Here is a 21,528-nt window from a genome sequence, read left to right as displayed (position 1 = left end):
TTTCGCATAGCCGGGAACGGTACCGACTAGCGGCGCACCAGGCGACCGACCCAGATCAGCAGGCAGGCACCGATGAAGCCGGTGATCAGATAGGCGGTCCAGCCGACTCCGAACGGGCCGAAATTGAGCGCCTGCAGGATGGCGTTCAACACGATCGCTCCAACGATGCCCATGATAATGTTCATGAAAATGCCAGTGTTGCTCTTCATGACCATTTCGGCGAACCAGCCTGCCAGGCCGCCGATAATGATGGCTGCGATCCAGCCCACGCCGTTCAAGTGCATATGCCTTCTCCTTGCGCGCGTAAAAATGCATGCGGAAACGAGCTGCCTTGCCGTCGAACTCCTGCGGCTTTCGCGGCTGAGTCTCTTGCGGCGAATCTATCATGCGTTCAGCGCGCGGCCATAGGCGTCGAGCACGCTCTCCTTCATCATCTCCGACAGCGTCGGATGCGGGAAGATGGTGTGCATCAGCTCTTCCTCGGTCGTCTCCAAGTTCATCGCGACGACAAAGCCCTGGATCAGTTCGGTCACCTCGGCGCCGACCATATGGGCGCCGAGCAGCTGACCGGTCTTCTTGTCGAAGATGGTCTTGATGAAGCCCTGATCCTCGCCAAGCGCGATCGCCTTGCCGTTGGCGGCGAACTGGAAGCGGCCGACGCGGATATCCTTGCCTTCGGCCTTGGCCTTGGCTTCCGTCAGGCCGACGGAGGCGACCTGCGGATTGCAGTAGGTGCAGCCGGGGATCTTGAGCTTGTCGATGGCGTGCACGCCGGGGAAGTTGGCGATCTTTTCCACGCACACGACGCCCTCATGCTCGGCCTTGTGGGCAAGCATGGGCGGGCCGGCGACATCGCCGATGGCGTAGATGCCGGGTACGTTCGTCTTGCCGTAGCCGTCGACGACGACGCAGCCGCGGTCGGTCTTCACGCCGAGCGCTTCAAGGCCGAGATTCTCGATATTGCCCTGGACGCCGACGGCCGAGATCATGCGGTCGGCGGTGATCTTCTCGACCTTGCCGTCCTTCATCTCGACATGCGCGGTGACCGAGTTGGCGCCCTTCTCGACCTTGGTCACCTTGGCTTCGAGAATGATCTTCATGCCTTGCTTCTCGAACTGTTTTTGCGCAAATTTCGAGACTTCGGCGTCCTCGACCGGCATCACCGCCGGCAACAGCTCGACCACCGTCACCTCGGCGCCCATGGTGCGGTAGAAGGAAGCAAATTCGATGCCGATGGCGCCCGAGCCCATCACCAGCAGCGATTTCGGCATCTCCTTTGGCACCATGGCCTCGAAATAGGTCCAGATGAGCTTGCCGTCCGGCTCGATGCCGGGCAGCGCGCGCGGCCGCGCGCCGGTCGCCAGGATGATGTGCTTGGCGGTGTAGGTGCCCTCGCCCTTGACGCCCTTCGGCACCGGCGGCTGCGGTTCCATCGGCTTCTTGGCCGTCTTGGAGACGACGACCTCGCCGGGTTTCGACAGCTTGGCTTCGCCCCAAATGACGTCGACCTTGTTCTTCTTCATCAGGAAGGCAACGCCGCCATTGAGCCGCAGCGAGACTTTGCGCGAGCGATCAACGACGGCCGAGGTGTCGACGCTGACCTTGCCGTCGAGCTTCAGGCCATAGTCCTTCAGATAGTCGGAATAGTGCATGATCTCGGCCGAGCGCAGCAGCGCCTTGGTCGGAATGCAGCCCCAGTTGAGGCAGATGCCGCCAAGATGCTCGCGCTCGACGATCGCCGTCTTGAAGCCGAGCTGGGCGGAACGCACCGCCGTGACATAGCCGCCGGGGCCGGAGCCGATGATGATGACGTCGTAGTTCTCAGCCACGGATTTTCTCCTTCAGTCACAATTCCAGCATGACGCGCACGACCGATGTCAGCGTCTTGCCGATGTTTCGCGTGTTTTCGGCATCGAGATGGACGCCGTCGAGTGGTGTGGTTTGCGCCACCGTGCCGGCATCGAAGAAGCCGCAGCCGACTTCGTCGGCGAGCGCCGCATATTGCGGGGCAAGCTGCTTCGACGCCTCATCGCCGCCGGCAAACATGTCCCTGAAATCGGCATTTTCGGTGCGGCTTACAACGGGCGGCGACACAATGAGTATCTGTGGCGCCGGCCAGTCGAACGGATAGTCATGACCACGCACGATGTCGATCAACCGTTGGATGCCTTGCTTGGCCGCGACCGGATTGCCGTGGATCCAAGGCTTCATGTCGTTGGCGCCGAGCATGATGATGATCAGATCGATCGGTGCATGCGTCGTCAGCACCGTCGGCAACAGCCGCGCGCCGTTGCGATCGGCACCTGCCAGATGGTCGTCGAAGGCCGTGGTGCGGCCATTGAGTCCGTCGGCGATAACCTGGACGCCACTGCCAAGGCCGGCCTGCAGGACGCTTGGCCAGCGGTCTTCCAGCGCATGACGCCCGCCTTCGGCGTTGTAACCCCAGGTCAGCGAGTCGCCGTAGCAAAGCACCGTCTTCATGCGTTCACCTGTGCATTCATCAAACCGCGCCCCAACCGCCAGCGTACGAACAGCCAGTGGACCAGCACCGTGGCCAAGCTTGGCAAGACCAGGCCGGCGACGAGTCGATGATCGCGGGTGCATTCGAAAAAAACTTCGCAACGAAAAACACAATCGTCACGACAATGGTGACAAGCGCGGACGCCATGAACACCAGAATGTATTCTTCCCGGGCTTCCGTTGCGGTGGCCAGTCCCAGCGCCGTCAGACCGCCGGCAAACCAGGAAATGAAAAAGGCGAAAAGGCTGGTGAAGAACTTCCGCACAGCCTTTTCCTTTCCTAGACCAGCATGCCCATCGGGTTCTCGATCAGCCGTTTGAAGGCGACGAGCAGTTCCGCGCCGAGCGCCCCGTCAACCGCGCGATGGTCGGTCGACAGCGTCACCGACATCACGGTGGCGATTTTGATCTCGCCATTCTTGACCACCGCCCGCTCCTCGCCGGCGCCGACCGCCAGGATCGTCGCATGCGGCGGGTTGATGACGGCGGCAAAATCCTTGATGCCGAACATGCCGAGATTGGAGACGGCCGTCGTGCCGCCCTGATACTCTTCCGGCTTCAGTTTGCGGCTGCGGGCGCGGCTGGCCAGGTCCTTCATCTCGTTGGAAATGGTGGACAGCGTCTTTTCGTCCGCATGCCGAATGATCGGCGTGATCAGGCCGCCGGGGATCGACACGGCAACGCCGACATCGGCATGCTTGTGCTTGACCATGGCGCTTTCGGTCCACGAGGCATTGGCATCCGGCACCGCCTTCAGCGCCATCGCCATCGCCTTGATGACCATGTCGTTGACCGACAGCTTGTAGGCCGGAGCCTCGCCCTTTTCGGTCTTCTTCATTGGTGCGGCCGCATTGATCTGCGTGCGCAATGCCAGCAACGCATCGAGTTCGCAGTCGAGCGTGAGGTAGAAATGCGGGATGGTGGACTTGGCCTCGACCAGGCGACGCGCAATGGTCTTGCGCATGTTGTCGTGCGGGACGAGTTCGTAGGAGCCGGGTTCAAACAGCTTCAGCACCTGGTCGTCCGACATCGCTTTCACCGCCGGAGCAGCGGCGGCAGGTGCACCGGCAGGAGCCTTGGCGGCGGGCTCAGCCCTGGCCCCGCCACCGGCAATCGCGGCATCGACATCGGCCTTCACCACGCGGCCATGCGGGCCGGTGCCGGTCACGGCTGACACATCGACGCCGGCTTCCTTGGCGATACGGCGTGCGAGCGGCGATGCGAAGGTGCGCTCGCCAGTCGCATGGCCATTGGCGACCGGAGCCGGCTCAGCCTTCGGAGCGGCTGCGGCAGCAGGTTCAGCCTTTGGTGCCTCAGCCTTTGGTGCCTCAGCCTTGGGAGCGTCCGCTTTCGGCGCTTCGGCTTTCGCCGGTGCGGTACCGCCACCGCTTTTCGCGGCGGCGCCCGCATCCTCGCCCTCAGCGGCAAGCACGGCGATCAGCGCGTTGACCTTGACGCCTTCGGTGCCGGCGGGAACGACGAGCTTGGCGACCGTGCCCTCGTCGACAGCCTCGACCTCCATCGTCGCCTTGTCGGTCTCGATCTCGGCGATGACATCGCCCGGCGAAACCTTATCGCCTTCCTTGACCAGCCACTTCGACAGATTGCCCTCTTCCATCGTGGGCGAGAGCGCCGGCATGGTGATGTTGATTGGCATTTTGTCCTCCCGGCCGGTTCAGCGATACGTGACGGCTTTGACTGCCTCGATGACCTCGCCGACATTCGGCAAGGCCAGCTTTTCGAGGTTGGCCGCATAAGGCATCGGCACATCCTTGCCGGCAATGGTGATGACCGGCGCGTCGAGGAAATCGAAGGCGCGCTGCGACACCTGGTTGGCGATATGGTCGCCGACCGAGCTCTGCGGATAGCCTTCTTCGACCACGACAAGCCGGTTGGTCTTCTTGACCGAAGCGATGATGGTGTCGAGGTCGAGCGGGCGGACGGTGCGCAGATCGATGATCTCGGCGTCGATGCCCATGCCGCGCAGTTCGGCTTCGGCCTTGACCGCGTAGGTCATGCCGATGCCGAAGGAAACGATGGTGACATCCTTGCCTTGCTTGTGGATGCGGGCCTTGCCGATCGGCAGCACGAAATCATCAAGCTTCGGCACGTCGAAGGATTGGCCGTAGAGGATTTCGTTCTCGAGGAAGATGACCGGGTTCGGGTCGCGGATGGCTGCCTTGAGCAGACCCTTGGCGTCGGCGGCCGTATACGGCATCACCACCTTCAGGCCAGGAATGTGGCTGTACCACGCGGCGTAACACTGCGAGTGCTGGGCGGCGACGCGGGCAGCAGCCCCGTTCGGTCCGCGGAACACGATCGGCGCGCCCATCTGGCCGCCGGACATGTAGAGCGTCTTGGCGGCCGAATTGATGATCTGATCGATCGCCTGCATGGCGAAGTTGAAGGTCATGAACTCGACGATCGGCTTCAACCCGGCCATCGCCGCACCGACGCCGACGCCTGCAAACCCATGCTCGGTAATCGGCGTGTCGACGACGCGACGCGGCCCGAACTCCTGCAGCAACCCTTGGGTGATCTTGTAGGCGCCCTGGTATTCGGCGACCTCCTCGCCCATGACGAAGACATCGCCGTCGCGGCGCATTTCCTCGGCCATGGCATCGCGCAGTGCTTCGCGCACCGTGGTCGAGACCATCTCGGTGCCCGCGGGGACATCCGGGTCAGCGGCAATCTCGGTCTTCGGCGCCGCCGCGACAGGTGCCGCGGCCTCGTTCTTCGCCGCAGTTGGCGCCGGCGCAGCCGTTTCAGCCTTGGCGGGCTCTTCGCCAATACCTTCGCCGGCCTTGTCGGTGTCTTCGCCGTCAACCGCAAGCACGGCGATCACCGCGTTGACCTTGACGCCTTCGGTGCCGGCGGGAACCACGATCTTGGCAAGCGTGCCTTCGTCGACGGCTTCGACTTCCATCGTCGCCTTGTCGGTCTCGATCTCGGCGATGACGTCGCCGGCGACGACCTTGTCGCCCTCGTTCTTCAACCACTTGGAAAGATTGCCCTCTTCCATGGTCGGCGAGAGAGCGGGCATGAGAATTTCGATCGGCATGTCCTGGCCCTCCCTTACAATACGATATCGGTCCAGAGCTCGGACGGATCCGGCTCCGCATCGTTCTGGGCAAATTCGGCGGCGTCGGCGACGATGTCGCGAACCTCCTTGTCGATGGCCTTGAGTTCGTCCTCGGTCGCCCATTTCTTCTCGGTCAACCGCGCCTTGACCTGTTCGATCGGGTCATGCTCGGAGCGCATCTTCTGCACTTCTTCCTTCGAGCGGTATTTCGCCGGGTCGGACATCGAGTGACCACGATAGCGATAGGTCTGCATTTCGAGAATGATCGGCCCGTTGCCGCCGCGGCACCATTCGGTCGCCTGATCGCCGGCGGATTTGACCGCGCGCACATCCATGCCGTCGACCTGAATGCCGGGAATCTTGAACGAGGCGCCACGATGCGAAAAATTGGTTTCGGCCGACGAGCGCGACACCGAGGTGCCCATGGCGTAGCGATTGTTCTCGATGATGTAGATCACCGGCAGCTTCCACAGCGAGGCCATGTTGAAGCTTTCATAGACCTGGCCCTGGTTGGCGGCGCCGTCGCCGAAATAGGTCAGCGAAACGTTGTTGTTGTCGCGGTAGCGGTTGGCGAACGCCAAGCCCGTGCCGAGCGACACCTGCGCGCCGACAATGCCGTGGCCGCCGTAAAAATGCTTTTCCTTGGAGAACATGTGCATCGAGCCGCCCTTGCCCCTGGATAGGCCGCCACGGCGTCCGGTCAGTTCGGCCATGACGCCGCGCGGGGAAAGCTCCATGGCCAGCATGTGGCCGTGGTCACGATAGGCCGTGATCATCTGGTCGCCATCGATCAGCGCCATCTTCATGCCGGTGACGACAGCTTCCTGGCCGATATAGAGATGGCAGAAGCCGCCGATGAAGCCCATGCCGTAGAGCTGGCCGGCCTTTTCCTCGAAGCGGCGGATGAGCAGCATGTGCCGATACGCGGCAAGCTCCTCATCCTTGGTGAATTCAGCAGGCTTGGGCGCGGAAAGCCCTGATTTGGCTTCGGATTTGGATTTGGCAGGCGCTTTTCTGGCTGCGGTGGCCATGCATCACTCCCTGTTGGCGTCTCTTTGCGGACATTAGGGCAGCATGAAATCCGCCCCGGGAAGATCAGCTCTCCCCACCGATTTATGCAAGGCTAACACGCGTTAGAGCGTTGCGCCATGACGAATTTGCATAGCTGGCATGCGCCTAAGCGATTAAAATCATTGAAAATATTGCCGATTAACTGAAATTCAGTTATTTCGACGAGGCGGGCAGCATGATGGTGATTTCATCGGCCTGGGACAGATTGAGCGCCCTGCGCGCCTGTTCGTCAAGCATGTCCTTCTCCAGCGTGCCGTCATGCATCAGCCGAACGCGCCGTTCGAGTTCCATCCGGCGCGCCTTGATCGCATCAAGCTGAGCCTGCAGAGCAACGGTCTGGGCTTCCAGCTGATATTTCGAATTGATGCCGAACTCGCCGTGATAGGCATGGAAGCCGAAATAGGCGAGAAACACCACGCAAAGCGAGGGGATGATCAGCCGGCCGGTATTTCTCTGCTTGTGCTGACGCGTCCACATGATCCGAATCCCCGCGGCCGCGAACTCATGCGGCTCGCATCTTTTTCGCCCGATTGTGCTTAACGGACGGTTACGTGCCGTGGGGTTTGGCGAGCGGGGCATGACCTGGCCCGGCAAGTTGCATCCGGCCGTCGTTTTTTTCAATCCTTTGCAGTCGTGCAGCTTGCATGCAGCTTGCATGCGGAAAAGCGGTTGACGTTCTGCCGAAATAACATATGCATACGCTATGCAATTATTGGACGCCAACAAACTCGGCGCGCTCGGCGCCATGATTCGCGACAGGACGGAAGCCTCGTTGAGAGAGCTTTCACCAAGTGCTGCGGCGGTGCTGTCGATGCTGCATTTCAAACCCGGGTTGACGACGACAGAACTCGCCGAGGTCGTCGGCGTCAGTCAACCGACAGCCGTGCGTTTGATCGACGGCCTGGAACGGCAGGCGCTGATAGTGCGTGGCACCCCGGTGGGTCGCGTCACTCCGCTGTCGCTGACGGAGACTGGCCACGCCCAGGTAAGGGAAATGCAAGCTCTTCGGCTCGCCGCGCTCGACGGATTGCTGTCTGCGCTGCAGCCGGACAAGCGGCGGCACTTTGCTTCCATGCTGGACGAGATCCTTGCCGGCGCGACGACTTCCCGCGCTTTCGCGAGAACAACGTGTCGCCTCTGCGAGCATGACCTTTGCGGGCATGAGATTTGCCCGATCGGCTGCCGCGCGGCTGAGATCGAGAGAGAGGAGAGCGAGCGATGATCGTTTCTTATGCAGGGCATTCGCCTGCGATCGACACCGATGCTTGGGTCGCCCCGGATGCCACAGTATGTGGCGATGTCGTCATTGGCGCTGGCAGCCGGATCATGCATGGCGCCCGCCTTGTGGCGGAGGCTGGCGGCTCAATTCGCATTGGCCGCGACTGTATCGTGTTGGAAAATGCAGTGATCCGGGCCACAGCGAGTCATCCTTGCACCATGGGGAACCATTGCCTTGTAGGCCCTAACAGCCACGTGGTTGGCGCGGAAATCGGCGATGACGTTTTTGTCGCTACAGGCGCGGCGGTGTTCCATGGTGCGCACGTAGGCCGCGGATCGGAAGTCCGCATCAATGGCATCGTTCACCTGCGTACCCGCCTCGAACCTGGTACGGTCGTACCGATCGGCTGGATTGCCGTCGGCAATCCAGCTCAGATTCTGCCTCCGGACCAGCATGAAGCGATCTGGTCTCACCAGAAACCGCTCGATTTCCCAGGCTTCGTCTACGGTGTCGAGCGAGACTCGCCGGATATGATGCAGAAAATCACTGCAGACCTCTCGTTGGCGCTAGGCGTGCATCGCACGGAAAGCGCTTGAGCGCTTCCCGCCACAGCAGAAGCGTTCCAGTTCGAGCTCGGCAGTGCATGTCGCCCAAAGCTTGCTCATGGGGCCAGGACCGAGGGTGCGCAGCGCGTCACACGAGGCCGTGTGACGCGCGTTGGCGGCAGTGAATGACCCGCCCTACACATTCCCTGGAATTTGGCCCGGATCAGGCCTTCAACACCGACTTGCCGGCGTAACTCGCCTGCTTGCCAAGCTCTTCCTCGATGCGGATCAGTTGGTTGTATTTGGCCATGCGGTCGGAGCGCGAGAGCGAACCGGTCTTGATCTGCCCGCAATTGGTGGCGACGGCGAGATCGGCAATGGTCGAATCCTCGGTTTCGCCCGAACGGTGCGACATGACAGCGGTGTAGCCGGCCTTGTGCGCGGTCTCGACGGCATCGAGCGTTTCCGTCAGCGAGCCGATCTGGTTGACCTTGACCAGGATCGAATTGGCAACGCCCATGCGGATACCGTCGCGTAGACGCGCCGTGTTGGTGACGAAGAGGTCGTCGCCGACCAGCTGCGTCTTCTTGCCGATCAGGTCGGTCAGATACTTCCAGCCTTCCCAGTCGTCCTCGGCAAGGCCGTCCTCGATCGAGATGATCGGATAGTCGGCGGCGAGCTTGGCGAGGTACTTGGCCTGGGCCTTGGGATCGCGCGTCTTCTTCTCGCCTTCATAGACGTAATTGCCGTCCTTGAAGAACTCGGTGGCGGCGCAATCGAGGCCGAGCGCGATTTCCTCGCCCGGCTTGAAGCCTGCCTTTTCGATCGATTCCATGATGAAATCGAGCGCCACCGGCGCGCTCTTCAGGTTCGGGGCAAAGCCGCCCTCGTCGCCGACATTGGTGTTGTGGCCGGCATCCTTCAGCTTCTTGCGCAGTGTGTGGAAGATTTCCGAGCCCCAGCGCACGCCTTCGCGCAAAGTCGGCGCGCCGACCGGCAGGATCATGAATTCCTGGAAGTCGATCGGATTGTCGGCATGGGCGCCGCCATTGATGATGTTCATCATCGGCACAGGCAGGATATGCGCCTTGGTGCCGCCGACATAACGATAGAGCGGCAGGCCGGCCGCGTCGGCAGCAGCCTTCGCCACCGCCAGCGAAACGCCGAGAATGGCATTGGCGCCGAGCCGGCTCTTGTTGGGCGTGCCGTCGAGCTCGATCATGGTCTGGTCGATATGGATCTGGTTCTCGGCTTCCATGCCGCCGATCGCCTCGAACAGCTCGCCATTGACCGCCTCTACGGCCTTGAGCACACCCTTGCCGAGATAGCGGGCGCCGCCGTCGCGAAGCTCGACGGCTTCGTGGGCGCCGGTCGAGGCGCCCGACGGCACCGCGGCGCGGCCCATCGAACCGTCTTCGAGTACGACATCGACCTCGACGGTCGGGTTTCCACGGCTGTCCAGGATTTCACGTCCGACAATGTCGATGATGGCGGTCATTGCGATGTCCCCGATTGATCTGACGAAAGGTCGCGCCCGTCTTAGCCAAAGCGACGCAAAAGGCAATCCGGCCATGGCCGAATAGTGCCACCAGCCCGATTCACGAAGCGCAAATTTCTGTCATCATAAGTCATGCGCCCGGACATCCATTTCGGGTTATGGCTGTTGTCGCGCGGGGCGAAACAGGAGGAGTTTCGCCATGTCCGAGTTGAGCGGTATCGTGAGTTTGTTCCTGATCGCGGCGGCGTTGCTGACGTCGTGCGACACACAGCAATCGCCGCCAAAGGCCCTTGCGCCTTTGTCGGCGTTGAGCACCAGCGAATAGGCGTTCGCGTTGGATAAAAAAGGACCCCGTCGAGACGGGGCCCTTTTGATTGCGGTTGCATCAATGCCAGTAGGGCGTGACCTTGTAATACTCATAGGATGCGTCTCGCGCCGCCTCGCCATCCGCGCCGGCCAATTCGTTGATCGAATAGGCGGGTGCTGCTTTCAGCTGCTCCTTCGAGAAGGGCACGACATAACCGCCCCTGTTCTCGTCGTAGTCGAGGCTGGCCCAGGGAATGGCGTGGTACTTCTCGCCGATGCCGAGAAAACCGCCAAAGCCGATCACCGCGAACATGATGCCGTTCGACGTCTTGTCGAGCATGATGTCCTCGATGCTGCCGATGCTCCTGCCTTCAGTATTGTAGACCGACGTGCCGATGACGCGCGAAGCGGCTATGGCTTCGGTGTGGCCTGTCTGTGTTGTCATGATCTGCTCCTCGTTGTCGTTGAACTCTGCTTTGACAATGAGGGGCGCGGGTGAAAGTTCCCGACTTTTTCGGCGTCGGCCAATCACTCCGCGAGGATGAAAGTCACCTTCATGTTGACGCGATAGGCAACGATCTTGCCGTCCTCGACGACGATCTTCTGATCCTGGATCCAGGCGCCTTCCACGTTCTTCAGGGTTTTCGCAGCGCGGGCGATTCCCTTCTCGATGGCGTCCTGAAAGCTCTTCTTCGACGACGAGGTGATTTCGGTGACGCGGGCGACGGACATGGCTTCCTCCTGGCAACACGCTCATTTGCCGGCCAAGCGTACAACCGGCCCCTCCCGACCACAAGCACGGGCAGGAAGCGCAGGGCTCAGCGGCCCTTCGCGATCCGGTCGAAAGCCATCAGCCTTTCCAGGAGGGCCGGCATATCCTTCAGCGGCAGCATGTTGGGCCCATCGGAAGAGGTCGAATTGTCAGGATCCTGATGGGTCTCGATGAAGACGCCGGCGACACCGACGGCTACGGCCGCACGGGCCAGCGTCTCGACAAAGCGGCGCTCGCCACCGGACGAGCCGCCCTGCCCGCCTGGCTGCTGGACCGAATGCGTGGCGTCGAAGATCACCGGCGCGCCGATCTCGGCCATGACAGGCAGCGCGCGCATGTCAGACACCAGCGTGTTGTAGCCGAAGGACGCGCCACGCTCGGTGGTGAGCACATTGGCGTTGCCGGAACCGGTGATCTTGGCGACCACATTCTTCATATCCCAGGGCGCGAGGAACTGCCCCTTCTTCACGTTGATGACCTTGCCCGTTTTCGCGGCGGCGACCAGCATGTCAGTCTGGCGCGACAGAAAGGCTGGGATCTGCAGCACATCGACATGCGGCGCGACGATCGCGCACTGTTCCTCGGTGTGGACATCGGTCAGCACGGGGAGCGAAAATTCCTTGCGCAACTCGTCGAAGACCGGAAGTGCGGCGTCCATGCCGGCGCCGCGCGTTGCCGACAGCGAGGTGCGGTTGGCCTTGTCGTAGCTGGTCTTGTAGACGAGGCCGATGCCGAGCTTGGCAGTCAGTTCCTTCAGCGCGCCGGCCATGTCGAAGGCATGCTGGCGCGACTCGAACTGGCATGGGCCGGCGATCAGCGCCAAAGCCGCCTTGTTGTCGAACACGACATTACCGACCGTTACCGACGAATTGGGTGCCATCGAATTGGGCACTTGGGGCTTGTTCATTGTATCTCCCGGAAGATGAAAGCCGCGCCCTGTCCGGATGCCGGCCGCACGACAATATCAGTGCCCGCTATATCGTGCTGGACAGCATTGGCTGCAAGCAGGCTCGACGTGGCATCGATGCTGCGGACAGCAAAGACGATCGCGGCGAAGCGCAGCTTTGTGGACGAACCCGCCGGAATGCCAAAGCGAGCGGTGAAGAATTTGGGGTCGAGCACGCTCAAGGTTGCGTTTGGCAGGAAAAACGCCCCGCCCTCGCCGCTGGCAGCAGGATCGTTCGCCGCGATGGACACCAGCCTATGCTGTTCGGCGGGCTGGTCGCTGATCGCCACCACCTCCAAAATGCCGGTGGCGCCATTGGCGTGGGCCTGCAAAGCCGTACGGTCCAAGTCAGGCGCATTGATCCGCTGACAGGCAAACAGGAACGCGTCGGTTGCTCCGCGGGTCGCAGCAAAGGCGAGCTTGAACGATGCGATATCGCTCTTGCCCGACGTATCGGCGAAAGCGCGCGAAAAGCTCAGAATGTCTCCCGCCGACAGACCGGCGCCGACAAAGCGTGAATGGTCAGCATCGGCATTGTCGGTCGCCAGGACCACAGCCGAAAACCCCTCATCGCCACGGCTGTCGCGATAGAGGCGATCGCGCGCGACGAAGACGTTGCCGGCGGCCGTCGCATCGATCGCTGCCTGCTCATCGCCAATCGCGAGCGGCTCCAGATAGGTGCCGTCGGCGAGGAAGACGCAGCAGTTTACCGTTCCAAAGGGATGGATACCGGTCGGCGCAACGACGAAGCCCAGCGCAGTGAGCCGGGCTCGCGCCACCTCGAGGTTCTGCGTCGGCAGAACGAGATGGTCAAGCGGATGCGTGCCGGTGGTTGGTCTGTCGGTCATCGGGCGCGGTGTGCATCATTCGGGAGCGCGGTTCAAGGCCGTTTCCGGTCGGCGGCCGCAGGCACTTGTCGAGATCCGCGCCCGGGATCAGCTGCCGGCGACGACATCGGCGGAATAGCGCAGTTCGCGTAACGGTTTGACCTTGGCTGTGGTCTGTGCATAGAGCGGATGCGCCTTGTAGGCGGCCAGCGCCGCGTCGTCGGCGAACTCGGCGTAGACGACGACATCAATTTCATCCGACAGCGGGTCGACCTTGGTGTTCAAAGTGACCTCGAAGAAACTGGAATGCGGAATTTTGCCGAGTGCCAGCAGGCCGGTGCGCACCGCCTCCACATCCTCCTTGCGCCGCGCGCTGAAGAAAACGATATGCCGGATCAATCCCGCCTCCTCGATCTGAATGCCGGGGTCTTTTGTGACGGCGGTTTCGTCGCGTCAACCGTTCATGGCGCCACGCGTCCTTGCGACGCGCCCCAAACGATGCGAGTGCCAATCCCGCGGCGACGGGCACATCGTGCGACGCGCCAGGCTGCGCTCTTCGGGAGGGAAATTCAGGCCTTGCCGGTCACGTAACGCACGACGTGGTTGAGCTCCCTGACCGAGATGTCGAGATACCGGCCCTGGTTGTAGAGACCGTCCCAGATCAGGAAAAACGCGATTGCCGCAATGACGATTACATAACGCATGGCTAAAGCTATCGCACATGCGCTGCGACGACCATAGACGTTTTGGATCGTGGACAGCAGCAACTTGACGCAAGGCGCCGATGCCAGACGCCACGTGGCACAGCCCAGCCAGTGGCCTGCCTCTTGAAGTTCCCCCTCATCACGTGGAAGATTGTGGCAGGCATTCACTGGGAAGCACTGGGAGCTACCTGGACAGGCAAGGCTTTCGAACCTGGCGAATGATCCAAGAGAACCGTGACCCGGCAATTTGCGCCGGCACCACGGAAATCCAGGGGCGTGAAATGGCAGACGGGGACCATCAAAGCGTAGCGCCGGGCGAAGCGGTCAGGCTCGACGAGTTCAATTTCGCCGAGATCGTCAAGGGCCTGCCCGCCAAGGCGCGCATGGTGCTGTCGGCGGCAATGAACCTGCCGCGCGGTTCGCTCAAGGTCAGGATGCCGGATGGCCGCGCCGTTCTGGTTGGCGGCAAGGGGCCCGGCCCGGACGCCGAGCTGGTGCTCAAGAACTGGCGCCTGCCAGGCCGCGCCTTTTCCGGCGGTACGATCGGCGTTGCCGAATCCTACATGGACGGCGATTGGGAAAGCCCCGACGTCACCAGCTTCCTGGAATTGTTCGTGGTCAATTCGGCGATCGGCGAACGCGTCGCTGGCGGCGCCAGCTGGCTCATCAACACCGTCCAGCGCATCCGCCACTGGTTCAACGAGAACACACGCACCGGTTCGAAGCGCAACATCTCGGCGCATTACGATCTCGGCAACGCCTTCTACAAGGAGTGGCTCGATCCGAGCATGACCTATTCCTCGGCGCTCTACGCGAATGGCGCCAACGACCTGGAGAGCGCCCAGGCCGCCAAATATCGGGCGCTGGCCAGGGACACGGGTATCGGCGGAAAGGACCATGTGCTGGAGATCGGCTGCGGCTGGGGCGGTTTTGCCGAATTCGCGGCACGCGAAATCGGCTGCCGCGTAACCGGGCTGACGATCAGCCGCGAACAGCACGATTTCGCCAAGGCACGCATCGCCAAGGCCGGGCTTGCCGACAAGGTCGACATCAAGTTGCAGGATTACCGCGACGAAACAGGGACTTACGACCGAATCGCCTCGATCGAGATGTTCGAAGCGGTCGGCGAGAAATACTGGCCGGTGTTCTTCTCGAAGATGAAGTCCTGCCTGAGGCCCGGCGGCACCGCGGGCCTGCAGATCATCACCATCAACGAGGCCTCCTACGACACCTATCGCGCCAGGCCGGATTTCATCCAGCGCTATGTGTTCCCGGGCGGCATGCTGCCAACACCGTCGATCCTGAAGGCGCTCGGCAAGGACCATGGCCTCGCGCATCTGTGTGAGCGCGTGTTTCCCAACGACTATGCGCGCACGCTCGCCGAATGGCGCAACCGCTTCTGGGGATCCTGGGAGAAGATCGTGCCTCTCGGCTTCGACGACCGCTTCAAGAAGCTCTGGGAGTTCTACCTGCACTATTGCGAAGCCGGTTTCCGCGCCAGCTACATCGACGTGCGGCAGGTGGTCTACAAGGCGTAGGCTTTACACGCGTCGGTATCATTTGCCTGCGGCAGACGCCGATACCCCGCAACCAACGGAAGCCGCCGTTTCGCGACCAAGCCCACGCTTGTATGGCGTGGGCCTGTCTCCAAGGGATCGCCGATACCCTCAAAGAAGGATGCGATATTTCGCAAACCCTGCTTCGCCCTCGCCCGCCGGTTCGATCTTCAGCGCCTTCACATCGGCAATGAAATCCTTTGCCTTTACGCCTGTCTCGAACACGACGCTGGTTCCCGGCAGTGGTGCGAACGACCAGTTGCCGTCGGCCGACGGGTTGATCGTGCCCTGGCTCACAATGTAGCGAACGATGACGTCGCGGTTGGTGTCCGGCGCCTCGTAGATGATCTTCGAGGCATTGATGTCGGGGAAATTGCCGCCGCCGCCGGCACGGTAATTGTTGGTCGCAACGACGAATTTCTGATTGGAATCAATTGGTTCGCCGGCGAACATCAAGTCGACGATGCGATTGGCGCCGGCATTTGCCACTCCGCCCTTGGTGTCATATTTCGGCGGCTGCGCGAGATCGATCTTGTAGGAGACGCCATCGATGACATCGAAATTGTAGGACGGGAAATCGGTGTTTATGAGAGCCTGGTCGGCCTTCCCCACCTCTATCCTGTTGAAAATGCCGGCCGACATCTCCAGCCATTCCTTCACCTGGGCCCCCGTGATCTCCACGGCCCGCACGGTGTTCGGGTAGAGATAGAGGTCGGCGACGTTCTTGATGGCGATGTCGCCGGCCGGCACGTCGGTATAGTAGTCGGCGCCGTTGCGCCCGCCCGCCTTGAAGGGAGCAGCGGCCGACAGCAGCGGCACGTCCTTCCACTGCGTACTTTTGAGAATATCCTTCAAGTACCAGGTCTGCGCCTGGCTGACGACCTGCACCGACGGATCGTCGGCGACCAGCGCGAAATAGGAATAGAGCGGCGCGGAGGTCTTGCCGACCGGACGGCGCACATAGGTCAATGTCGCCTGGTGGTCCTGTTCGAGGGCGGCGATGATGCGCTTGTCGTCGGGGACAGTCGGCTTGTTCTTGTTGTCGACGCGCTCGAAGATCGGCCGCGCTTCGGAGGTCGCGGAGACAACCTTCCATTTCGATCCGTCACGCTCCAGCATCAGGTCGATCAGACCCATATGCGAGCCCCAGAAACCGCCCATCACAGCGGGCTTGCCCTGCAGCGTGCCTTTCTGCGTGTCGACGCCTTCGAGCGACTGGAAGTCCTTCTTGCCGGGGAACACCAGATGCTGGTGGCCGGTGAACACGGCATCGATGCCATCGACGCCGGCAACGAAGAACGAGGCGTTCTCCATCATGTCGCCCTGCTTCACGTCGATGCCGGAATGCGAGAGCGCGATGACGATGTCGGCGCCCTCTTCCTTCATCTGAGGCACCCAGGCCTTGGCCGCCTCGACGATGTCTCGCGTCTTGACGTTGCCTTCGAGATTCTTGAGATCCCAGACCATGATCTGTGGCGGCACGAAGCCGATGATGCCGATCCTGATCGGCTGTTCGGCGCCCGAACCGTCCTTGATCTTCTTGTCGAGGATCACATAGGGCTTGAGATAGAGCTTGTCGTCGCGCGGGTTGGCGGCAAGCTCGGTGCCGCGGATCAGATTGGCGCAGACGAAGGGGAAATTGGCGCCCGCCAGCACCTTGTCCAGGAAGGAGAGGCCGTAGTTGAACTCGTGGTTGCCGAGCGTCGAGCACTCGTAGCCCAGCAGGTTCATGCCTTTCATGATCGGATGCAGATCGCCGTCCTTCAGGCCCTTCTCGTAGGCGATGTAGTCGCCCATCGGGTTGCCTTGCAGCAGGTCGCCATTGTCGATCAGCATCGAATTGACGGCTTCCTTGCGCACCGCGTCGATCAGCGACGCCGTGCGCGAGAGACCCATCGTGTCGTTGGCTTTGTCGGCGTAGTAATCATAAGGCAGCACGTTCACGTGGATGTCGGTGGTCTCCATGATCCGAAGATGCGCCTGGTTGGCTTGAGCGCGGGCGGAGAAGGGATGAAGCACGATCAGCGCCCCTGTGGCTGCGGCGCCGGCGAGGAAACCGCGGCGGGAGACTGGATGGAGCAGTTGCGACATGTTTTCTCCTCATTGACGACGTGACACGCCCTGCCCCAAGCAAACTTCGCGCCGAAATCAGCTCAAGTCCATTCAAGAAGTCGCGCGCATCCGCACGTCAATCCATCAGCACCAGATGACGGGCGGATGAATGGGACAGCGAAGAAGAGTCAGGTCTTGTCGTTGTCACCCTGGGTGATCAGCCGGGCGCTGCGCTGGCCCGTCAAGTAGATCCATAGCCAGCTCAGGGAAACCGCAAGCCGGTTGCGGAAACCGATCAGGAAATAGATGTGCGCGATGCCCCACAGCCACCAGGCGAGCCAGCCCGTGAGCTTGATCCAGCCGAAGTCGATCGCGGCGGCGCGTTTGCCGATCGTCGCCAGATCGCCGGCATGTTTGTATTGAAATGGCCGCGTGGTGTCGTCACCGCCGAGCCTGGACTTGATGGTCGCGGCGACGTGGCGACCCTCCTGCTTGGCGGAAGGCGCCACGCCGGGTACCGGCCGTCCATCGGGCCGCAGCACAAGGGCGGCGTCGCCGATGACGAAAATCTCCGGGCTGCCCGGCACGCTGAGGTCAGGCTCGACGAGCACCCTGCCCGCGCGGTCCGCCTTCGCTCCCAGCCATTCGGCGGCGGGCGAAGCGGCAACGCCAGCTGCCCACAGGATCGTTCGGGCTGCCAGCTGCTTGTCGCCAAACACGACACCTTCGGCGTCGCAGCGTGTGACGGCCCGGCCGAGCTCGACCGTCACGCCGAGCCGCTCGAGCGCCTTGCTGGCATAATCTGAGAGTCCTGGCGCGAAATTGGCCAGGATGCGGTCACCGGCCTCGATCAGCACCACGCGCGTTTGCCGCGTGTCGATGTTGCGGAACTCGCCGCGCAGCGTGTCGTGCGCCAGCTCGACGATGGTGCCGGCCAGTTCGACGCCAGTCGGCCCGCCGCCGACGATCGCAATGGTCAGCAGCGCCTGGCGTCTGGCGGGATCGGTTTCCCGCTCCGCCTGCTCGAAGGCCGTGAGAATGCGCCGGCGAATGGTGGTGGCGTCCTCCAGCGTCTTCAGGCCTGGCGCGAAAGGCTCCCATTCGTCGTGGCCGAAATAGGCGTGACGGGCGCCGGTGGCGAGCACCAGCGTGTCATAGGCGACTGTGCTGCCGTCGTCGAGCAATACGCGTTTGCCGGTACGGTCGACGCCGGTGACATTGGCCAGCAGCGTCGTCACGTCCTTGCGTTTGCGCAGAAGATGGCGGATCGGCCAGGCAACCTCGGAGGTCGCCAGCGCGGTCGTCGCCACCTGGTAGAGCAGCGGCTGGAAAAGATGGTGGTTGCGCTTGTCGATCATGGTGATGCGCACGGGCTGTCCAGCCAGCGCGTGGGTGAGTTCGAGGCCGCCGAACCCCGCGCCGACGACGACAACATGGTGGCTGACCTGGTTCATCTCGTTCACCCCAATGGCAAGATGCCTGTCCCGGATGTAGGTATTTTTGTGCAATGCAACAACAGAAGGATAGTGCCCGGGACTCGCCGTCCCATGTCGTGAATGCACAAGTTGTATCGTGTCGCGAGGTATAGCGTCACCGAATACGCTATGAGGTGACGCATGGCCAACAATCATGACGACCAGGGTCCGGCACAGTATGCCTCGCCGCCCTGTTTCATGCATGAACTCGATCCGGAATTCCGGGCGCCGCTGTCCGACTGGACCGATGTGCGGCGCTGGCGCAAGGCCGAACGCGAGCGGCTGATCGCAGCCCGCCTTGGAGTTTCGGCCGACGCGCGAACGGCAATGTCCCGGCGCATCGCCGAAGGGCTCGACACGATCATAGGCGAGATCCGCGGTCGCATGGTCAGCCTTTACTGGCCGTTTCGCGGTGAACCGGATCTGCGGCCATGGATGGCGTCCGTCAACGAGCGCGGCGGCAGCACGGCGTTGCCCATCGTCGTCGAGAAAGGGCACCCCCTGATCTTCCGTGCCTACAAACCGGGCGACCGATTGGAAAAGGGCGTCTGGAATATCCCGATCCCGGCCGAGGGCGATCCGGTGCTGCCTGACATCGTCATCGCGCCGATCGTCGGCATTGATCCGGCAAATTATCGCCTGGGTTATGGCGGCGGCTTCTTCGACCGCACGTTGGCCGCCATACCGTCCAAGCCGCTGGTCATCGGCGTCGGCTACGAACTGCAGCGCATCGCCACCATCTATCCGCAGCCGCACGACATTCCGATGAATCGGATCGTCACTGAAGCCTGAAGCCTGTTTAGAGCAAGGTCAGGCCGGCAAGCTCAAGCCATCTCCGGCTTCATGCCCATGGCGGTGCGGTCGACGATTTCGCGCAAAGCGAAGGACGAGTTGATCTTGGTCACATGCGGCATCGCCGACAGCCATTCCTTGTGGATGCGCTCATAGTCGACCAGGTCTTTCGCTGCGATGCGCAGGATGTAGTCGTACTCGCCCGACATCAGGTGGCAGGACAAGACATTGGGGCAACGCTTGATGGCTGCTTCGAAATCCGACAGCGTCTTCTCGAACTGGCCCGACAGCGATATATGCACGATGGCCGTCATCCGATGGCCGAGCGCGGCATTGGACAGCCGGGCGTGGTAGCCACGAATGGTTCCGGATTTTTCCAAATTATCGAGCCGGCGCGAACAGGCCGACTGCGACAGGCCAACCTTCTCCGCGAGCGCCGCATTGGGTATCCTGCCATCCTTCTGCAAAGTCTCAAGAATGGCGATATCGATCCTGTCGAGCGGCATTTTTCGTGAATCCTGCGAATATCCTGCTATTTCGCGCAAGGATTATCGAAACCTGCCTGTCCGCGCAAGCGCATTCGCAAACACTTGCGAGCCGATTCATGGTTCACTCCGACAATACAGGGAGTGAGCCCAAAAGGGCCCGGATCAGGAGAAGAAAATGCGCGTCGGCTGCCCCAAGGAAATCAAGAACCACGAATATCGTGTCGGCCTCACACCAGGCTCGGTCCGCGAATATGTGGCGCACGGCCACGAAGTTCTGGTCGAAGCCGGCGCCGGCGCCGGCATCGGTGCCGATGACAACGCCTATCGCGCCGCCGGCGCCAGCATCGCCAAGACCGCCGCCGACGTGTTCGCCAAGTCGGACATGATCGTCAAGGTCAAGGAGCCGCAGCCCAATGAGTGGGTTCAGCTGCGCGACGGCCAGATCCTCTACACCTACCTGCATCTGGCTCCGGATCCGGAGCAGACCAAGGGCCTGCTCGCTTCGGGCGTCACGGCGATCGCCTACGAAACCGTGACCGACGATCGTGGCGGCCTGCCGCTGCTCGCGCCGATGTCGGAAGTCGCCGGCCGCCTGTCGATCCAGGCCGGCGCCACGGCGCTGCAGAAGGCCAATGGTGGCCGCGGCGTGCTGCTCGGCGGCGTGCCCGGCGTGCTGCCCGGCAAGGTCACCGTGCTCGGCGGCGGCGTCGTCGGTCTGCACGCGGCCCGCATGGCCGCCGGCCTTGGCGCCGATGTCACCATCATCGACCGCTCCATCCCGCGCCTGCGCCAGCTCGACGACCTCTTCGCCGGCCGTGTGCACACCCGCTACTCCACCGTCGAGGCGCTCGAGGAAGAATGCTTCTCGGCCGACATCGTCGTCGGCGCCGTGCTGATTCCCGGTGCCGCAGCACCGAAGCTCGTCACCCGCGAAATGCTGTCGGGCATGAAGAAGGGCTCGGTGCTGGTCGACGTCGCCATCGACCAGGGCGGCTGCTTCGAGACCTCGCATGCGACGACTCACGCCGAGCCGACCTACGAGGTCGATGGCGTCATCCACTATTGCGTCGCCAACATGCCAGGTGCGGTGCCGGTCACTTCGGCCCACGCCCTCAACAATGCGACGCTGCACTACGGCTTGCAGCTCGCCGACAAGGGCCTGAAGGCGCTGGTCGACGACCATCACCTGCGCAACGGCCTCAATGTCCACAAGGGCAAGATCACCAACCGGGCGGTCGCCGAAGCGCTCGGCTACGAGTTGGTCGAGCCGAAAGCTGTTCTGGCCGCCTGATACACCCAGAAAAAGTCAACTTGCTATTGTTGCCCGCCGGTCCACGCCGGCGGGCTTATTATTGGCCGATCTAGGGCGGTGGCCTGGTTACTGGGCAGAACAGTGTCAGCCGCAGGTTTTGGTTTGCCCAAAACTATTGCACATTTGTCATTCCTAATCTGACCGACTCCCTGCTAGAGACGCGGTGGGTTTATTGATTACCGTTATACGCGCTTCGGCACCAAGGAGGATCTCCTCTCGGAGGCCGGCCTTATCGGGGCTCCGGATGGCCTTCTCAACCTCGATACGTCGCGGCATACGTTCCAGATTGCGGCCAACTATCGTTTTGGCGCCCGGAATGGCGGCGGTGCTACTTTTGAAACCCCTGCATACAACTGGACCGGCT

24 protein-coding genes are annotated in these 21,528 nt (G+C 62.0%); 6 read left to right on the top strand and 18 right to left on the bottom strand.

Annotated features, from left to right (window positions below):
- Positions 1–26 precede the first annotated feature (26 nt).
- The 8 genes from CK227_RS33680 to CK227_RS33645 all read right to left on the bottom strand — a co-directional run bounded on the left by CK227_RS33680 (position 27) and on the right by CK227_RS33645 (position 7,149).
- Positions 27–284 carry a GlsB/YeaQ/YmgE family stress response membrane protein gene (locus CK227_RS33680; RefSeq protein WP_095775765.1) on the bottom strand — a complete coding sequence of 86 codons (258 nt, stop codon included), beginning with the start codon at positions 282–284 and terminating at the stop codon, positions 27–29.
- 99 nt (positions 285–383) lie between these two features.
- Positions 384–1,829, bottom strand: a complete 1,446-nt coding sequence (gene lpdA, locus CK227_RS33675) for a dihydrolipoyl dehydrogenase (RefSeq protein ID WP_095775766.1) — start codon at positions 1,827–1,829, stop codon at positions 384–386.
- 16 nt (positions 1,830–1,845) lie between these two features.
- Positions 1,846–2,481, bottom strand: a complete 636-nt coding sequence (locus CK227_RS33670) for an SGNH/GDSL hydrolase family protein (RefSeq protein ID WP_095775767.1) — start codon at positions 2,479–2,481, stop codon at positions 1,846–1,848.
- 19 nt (positions 2,482–2,500) lie between these two features.
- On the bottom strand, positions 2,501–2,785 hold the full coding sequence (locus CK227_RS33665) for a hypothetical protein (protein WP_245318366.1): 285 nt from the start codon (positions 2,783–2,785) through the stop codon (positions 2,501–2,503).
- Between the two features lie 14 nt (positions 2,786–2,799).
- Positions 2,800–4,176 (bottom strand): pyruvate dehydrogenase complex dihydrolipoamide acetyltransferase, encoded by a 1,377-nt coding sequence (locus CK227_RS33660; RefSeq protein WP_095775768.1) that lies wholly within the window; start codon positions 4,174–4,176, stop codon positions 2,800–2,802.
- A gap of 18 nt (positions 4,177–4,194) precedes the next feature.
- Positions 4,195–5,580, bottom strand: a complete 1,386-nt coding sequence (locus CK227_RS33655) for a pyruvate dehydrogenase complex E1 component subunit beta (protein ID WP_095775769.1) — start codon at positions 5,578–5,580, stop codon at positions 4,195–4,197.
- Between the two features lie 14 nt (positions 5,581–5,594).
- Positions 5,595–6,632, bottom strand: a complete 1,038-nt coding sequence (pdhA, locus tag CK227_RS33650) for a pyruvate dehydrogenase (acetyl-transferring) E1 component subunit alpha (protein ID WP_095775770.1) — start codon at positions 6,630–6,632, stop codon at positions 5,595–5,597.
- Between the two features lie 193 nt (positions 6,633–6,825).
- Entirely contained in the window at positions 6,826–7,149 is a 324-nt protein-coding gene (locus CK227_RS33645; protein ID WP_044550389.1) for a septum formation initiator family protein, read from the bottom strand.
- 226 nt (positions 7,150–7,375) lie between these two features.
- Between CK227_RS33645 and CK227_RS33640 the strand changes: the two genes are divergently transcribed.
- Positions 7,376–7,894 (top strand): MarR family transcriptional regulator, encoded by a 519-nt coding sequence (locus tag CK227_RS33640; protein ID WP_095775771.1) that lies wholly within the window; start codon positions 7,376–7,378, stop codon positions 7,892–7,894.
- Positions 7,891–8,487 carry a gamma carbonic anhydrase family protein gene (locus tag CK227_RS33635; RefSeq protein WP_095775772.1) on the top strand — a complete coding sequence of 199 codons (597 nt, stop codon included), beginning with the start codon at positions 7,891–7,893 and terminating at the stop codon, positions 8,485–8,487. Before CK227_RS33640 ends, CK227_RS33635 begins: the two co-directional genes overlap by 4 nt.
- Before the next feature lie 172 nt (positions 8,488–8,659).
- On the opposite strand, the gene eno is transcribed toward CK227_RS33635, so the two are convergent.
- Positions 8,660–9,934, bottom strand: a complete 1,275-nt coding sequence (eno, locus tag CK227_RS33630) for a phosphopyruvate hydratase (RefSeq protein ID WP_095775773.1) — start codon at positions 9,932–9,934, stop codon at positions 8,660–8,662.
- 199 nt (positions 9,935–10,133) lie between these two features.
- On the opposite strand from eno, the gene CK227_RS37930 reads away from it, so the two are divergent.
- The gene (locus tag CK227_RS37930; protein WP_095775774.1) at positions 10,134–10,259 is read left to right on the top strand and encodes a hypothetical protein; all 126 of its coding nucleotides are present in this window, start codon (positions 10,134–10,136) and stop codon (positions 10,257–10,259) included.
- A gap of 60 nt (positions 10,260–10,319) precedes the next feature.
- Here the strand turns inward: CK227_RS37930 and CK227_RS33620 are convergent, their stop codons facing one another.
- The 6 genes from CK227_RS33620 to CK227_RS37925 form a co-directional block, all read right to left on the bottom strand.
- Positions 10,320–10,685: a PRC-barrel domain-containing protein gene (locus CK227_RS33620; RefSeq protein ID WP_032933411.1), complete on the bottom strand. Its 366-nt coding sequence runs from the start codon at positions 10,683–10,685 to the stop codon at positions 10,320–10,322.
- Positions 10,686–10,768: 83 nt separating this feature from the next.
- Positions 10,769–10,972, bottom strand: a complete 204-nt coding sequence (locus tag CK227_RS33615) for a dodecin family protein (protein ID WP_095775775.1) — start codon at positions 10,970–10,972, stop codon at positions 10,769–10,771.
- An 86-nt stretch (positions 10,973–11,058) separates the two neighbouring features.
- Positions 11,059–11,919 (bottom strand): 3-deoxy-8-phosphooctulonate synthase, encoded by an 861-nt coding sequence (kdsA, locus tag CK227_RS33610; protein WP_019858015.1) that lies wholly within the window; start codon positions 11,917–11,919, stop codon positions 11,059–11,061.
- Entirely contained in the window at positions 11,916–12,806 is an 891-nt protein-coding gene (locus CK227_RS33605) for a VOC family protein (RefSeq protein ID WP_095775776.1), read from the bottom strand. The genes kdsA and CK227_RS33605 overlap by 4 nt, the downstream gene beginning before the upstream one ends.
- Before the next feature lie 87 nt (positions 12,807–12,893).
- Positions 12,894–13,184, bottom strand: a complete 291-nt coding sequence (locus CK227_RS33600) for a Dabb family protein (protein WP_095775777.1) — start codon at positions 13,182–13,184, stop codon at positions 12,894–12,896.
- Between the two features lie 170 nt (positions 13,185–13,354).
- A complete protein-coding gene (locus CK227_RS37925; protein ID WP_257784390.1) occupies positions 13,355–13,489 on the bottom strand; it encodes a hypothetical protein in 135 nt (44 codons plus the stop codon).
- Between the two features lie 281 nt (positions 13,490–13,770).
- Between CK227_RS37925 and CK227_RS33595 the strand changes: the two genes are divergently transcribed.
- On the top strand, positions 13,771–15,027 hold the full coding sequence (locus CK227_RS33595) for a cyclopropane-fatty-acyl-phospholipid synthase family protein (RefSeq protein ID WP_095775778.1): 1,257 nt from the start codon (positions 13,771–13,773) through the stop codon (positions 15,025–15,027).
- A 129-nt stretch (positions 15,028–15,156) separates the two neighbouring features.
- On the opposite strand, the gene CK227_RS33590 is transcribed toward CK227_RS33595, so the two are convergent.
- Entirely contained in the window at positions 15,157–17,136 is a 1,980-nt protein-coding gene (locus CK227_RS33590) for a bifunctional 2',3'-cyclic-nucleotide 2'-phosphodiesterase/3'-nucleotidase (protein WP_095775779.1), read from the bottom strand.
- A 149-nt stretch (positions 17,137–17,285) separates the two neighbouring features.
- Positions 17,286–18,551 carry an NAD(P)/FAD-dependent oxidoreductase gene (locus CK227_RS33585; RefSeq protein WP_095775780.1) on the bottom strand — a complete coding sequence of 422 codons (1,266 nt, stop codon included), beginning with the start codon at positions 18,549–18,551 and terminating at the stop codon, positions 17,286–17,288.
- Positions 18,552–18,713: 162 nt separating this feature from the next.
- On the opposite strand from CK227_RS33585, the gene CK227_RS33580 reads away from it, so the two are divergent.
- Positions 18,714–19,364: a 5-formyltetrahydrofolate cyclo-ligase gene (locus tag CK227_RS33580; protein WP_095775781.1), complete on the top strand. Its 651-nt coding sequence runs from the start codon at positions 18,714–18,716 to the stop codon at positions 19,362–19,364.
- A gap of 32 nt (positions 19,365–19,396) precedes the next feature.
- Here CK227_RS33580 and CK227_RS33575 read toward each other — a convergent pair whose 3' ends face one another.
- Positions 19,397–19,870 carry an Lrp/AsnC family transcriptional regulator gene (locus CK227_RS33575; protein WP_095775782.1) on the bottom strand — a complete coding sequence of 158 codons (474 nt, stop codon included), beginning with the start codon at positions 19,868–19,870 and terminating at the stop codon, positions 19,397–19,399.
- A 157-nt stretch (positions 19,871–20,027) separates the two neighbouring features.
- Between CK227_RS33575 and ald the strand changes: the two genes are divergently transcribed.
- Positions 20,028–21,143 carry an alanine dehydrogenase gene (gene ald, locus CK227_RS33570; protein ID WP_095775783.1) on the top strand — a complete coding sequence of 372 codons (1,116 nt, stop codon included), beginning with the start codon at positions 20,028–20,030 and terminating at the stop codon, positions 21,141–21,143.
- The last annotated feature ends 385 nt before the right edge of the window (positions 21,144–21,528 follow it).

This window comes from Mesorhizobium sp. WSM4308 (assembly GCF_002294905.1).
Lineage (GTDB): Bacteria > Pseudomonadota > Alphaproteobacteria > Rhizobiales > Rhizobiaceae > Mesorhizobium.
This window is presented reverse-complemented; position numbering and strand designations above follow the sequence as displayed.

Coding starts and splice junctions, on each gene's coding strand:
- CK227_RS33680 (WP_095775765.1), bottom strand. CDS start 284: ATGCACTTGAACGGCGTGGGCTGGATCGCAGCCATCATTATCGGCGGC.
- CK227_RS33670 (WP_095775767.1), bottom strand. CDS start 2,481: ATGAAGACGGTGCTTTGCTACGGCGACTCGCTGACCTGGGGTTACAAC.
- CK227_RS33660 (WP_095775768.1), bottom strand. CDS start 4,176: ATGCCAATCAACATCACCATGCCGGCGCTCTCGCCCACGATGGAAGAG.
- CK227_RS33655 (WP_095775769.1), bottom strand. CDS start 5,580: ATGCCGATCGAAATTCTCATGCCCGCTCTCTCGCCGACCATGGAAGAG.
- pdhA (WP_095775770.1), bottom strand. CDS start 6,632: ATGGCCACCGCAGCCAGAAAAGCGCCTGCCAAATCCAAATCCGAAGCC.
- CK227_RS33645 (WP_044550389.1), bottom strand. CDS start 7,149: ATGTGGACGCGTCAGCACAAGCAGAGAAATACCGGCCGGCTGATCATC.
- CK227_RS33640 (WP_095775771.1), top strand. CDS start 7,376: ATGCAATTATTGGACGCCAACAAACTCGGCGCGCTCGGCGCCATGATT.
- CK227_RS33635 (WP_095775772.1), top strand. CDS start 7,891: ATGATCGTTTCTTATGCAGGGCATTCGCCTGCGATCGACACCGATGCT.
- eno (WP_095775773.1), bottom strand. CDS start 9,934: ATGACCGCCATCATCGACATTGTCGGACGTGAAATCCTGGACAGCCGT.
- CK227_RS37930 (WP_095775774.1), top strand. CDS start 10,134: ATGTCCGAGTTGAGCGGTATCGTGAGTTTGTTCCTGATCGCGGCGGCG.
- CK227_RS33620 (WP_032933411.1), bottom strand. CDS start 10,685: ATGACAACACAGACAGGCCACACCGAAGCCATAGCCGCTTCGCGCGTC.
- CK227_RS33615 (WP_095775775.1), bottom strand. CDS start 10,972: ATGTCCGTCGCCCGCGTCACCGAAATCACCTCGTCGTCGAAGAAGAGC.
- kdsA (WP_019858015.1), bottom strand. CDS start 11,919: ATGAACAAGCCCCAAGTGCCCAATTCGATGGCACCCAATTCGTCGGTA.
- CK227_RS33605 (WP_095775776.1), bottom strand. CDS start 12,806: ATGACCGACAGACCAACCACCGGCACGCATCCGCTTGACCATCTCGTT.
- CK227_RS37925 (WP_257784390.1), bottom strand. CDS start 13,489: ATGCGTTATGTAATCGTCATTGCGGCAATCGCGTTTTTCCTGATCTGG.
- CK227_RS33595 (WP_095775778.1), top strand. CDS start 13,771: ATGGCAGACGGGGACCATCAAAGCGTAGCGCCGGGCGAAGCGGTCAGG.
- CK227_RS33590 (WP_095775779.1), bottom strand. CDS start 17,136: ATGTCGCAACTGCTCCATCCAGTCTCCCGCCGCGGTTTCCTCGCCGGC.
- CK227_RS33585 (WP_095775780.1), bottom strand. CDS start 18,551: ATGAACCAGGTCAGCCACCATGTTGTCGTCGTCGGCGCGGGGTTCGGC.
- CK227_RS33580 (WP_095775781.1), top strand. CDS start 18,714: ATGGCCAACAATCATGACGACCAGGGTCCGGCACAGTATGCCTCGCCG.
- CK227_RS33575 (WP_095775782.1), bottom strand. CDS start 19,870: ATGCCGCTCGACAGGATCGATATCGCCATTCTTGAGACTTTGCAGAAG.
- ald (WP_095775783.1), top strand. CDS start 20,028: ATGCGCGTCGGCTGCCCCAAGGAAATCAAGAACCACGAATATCGTGTC.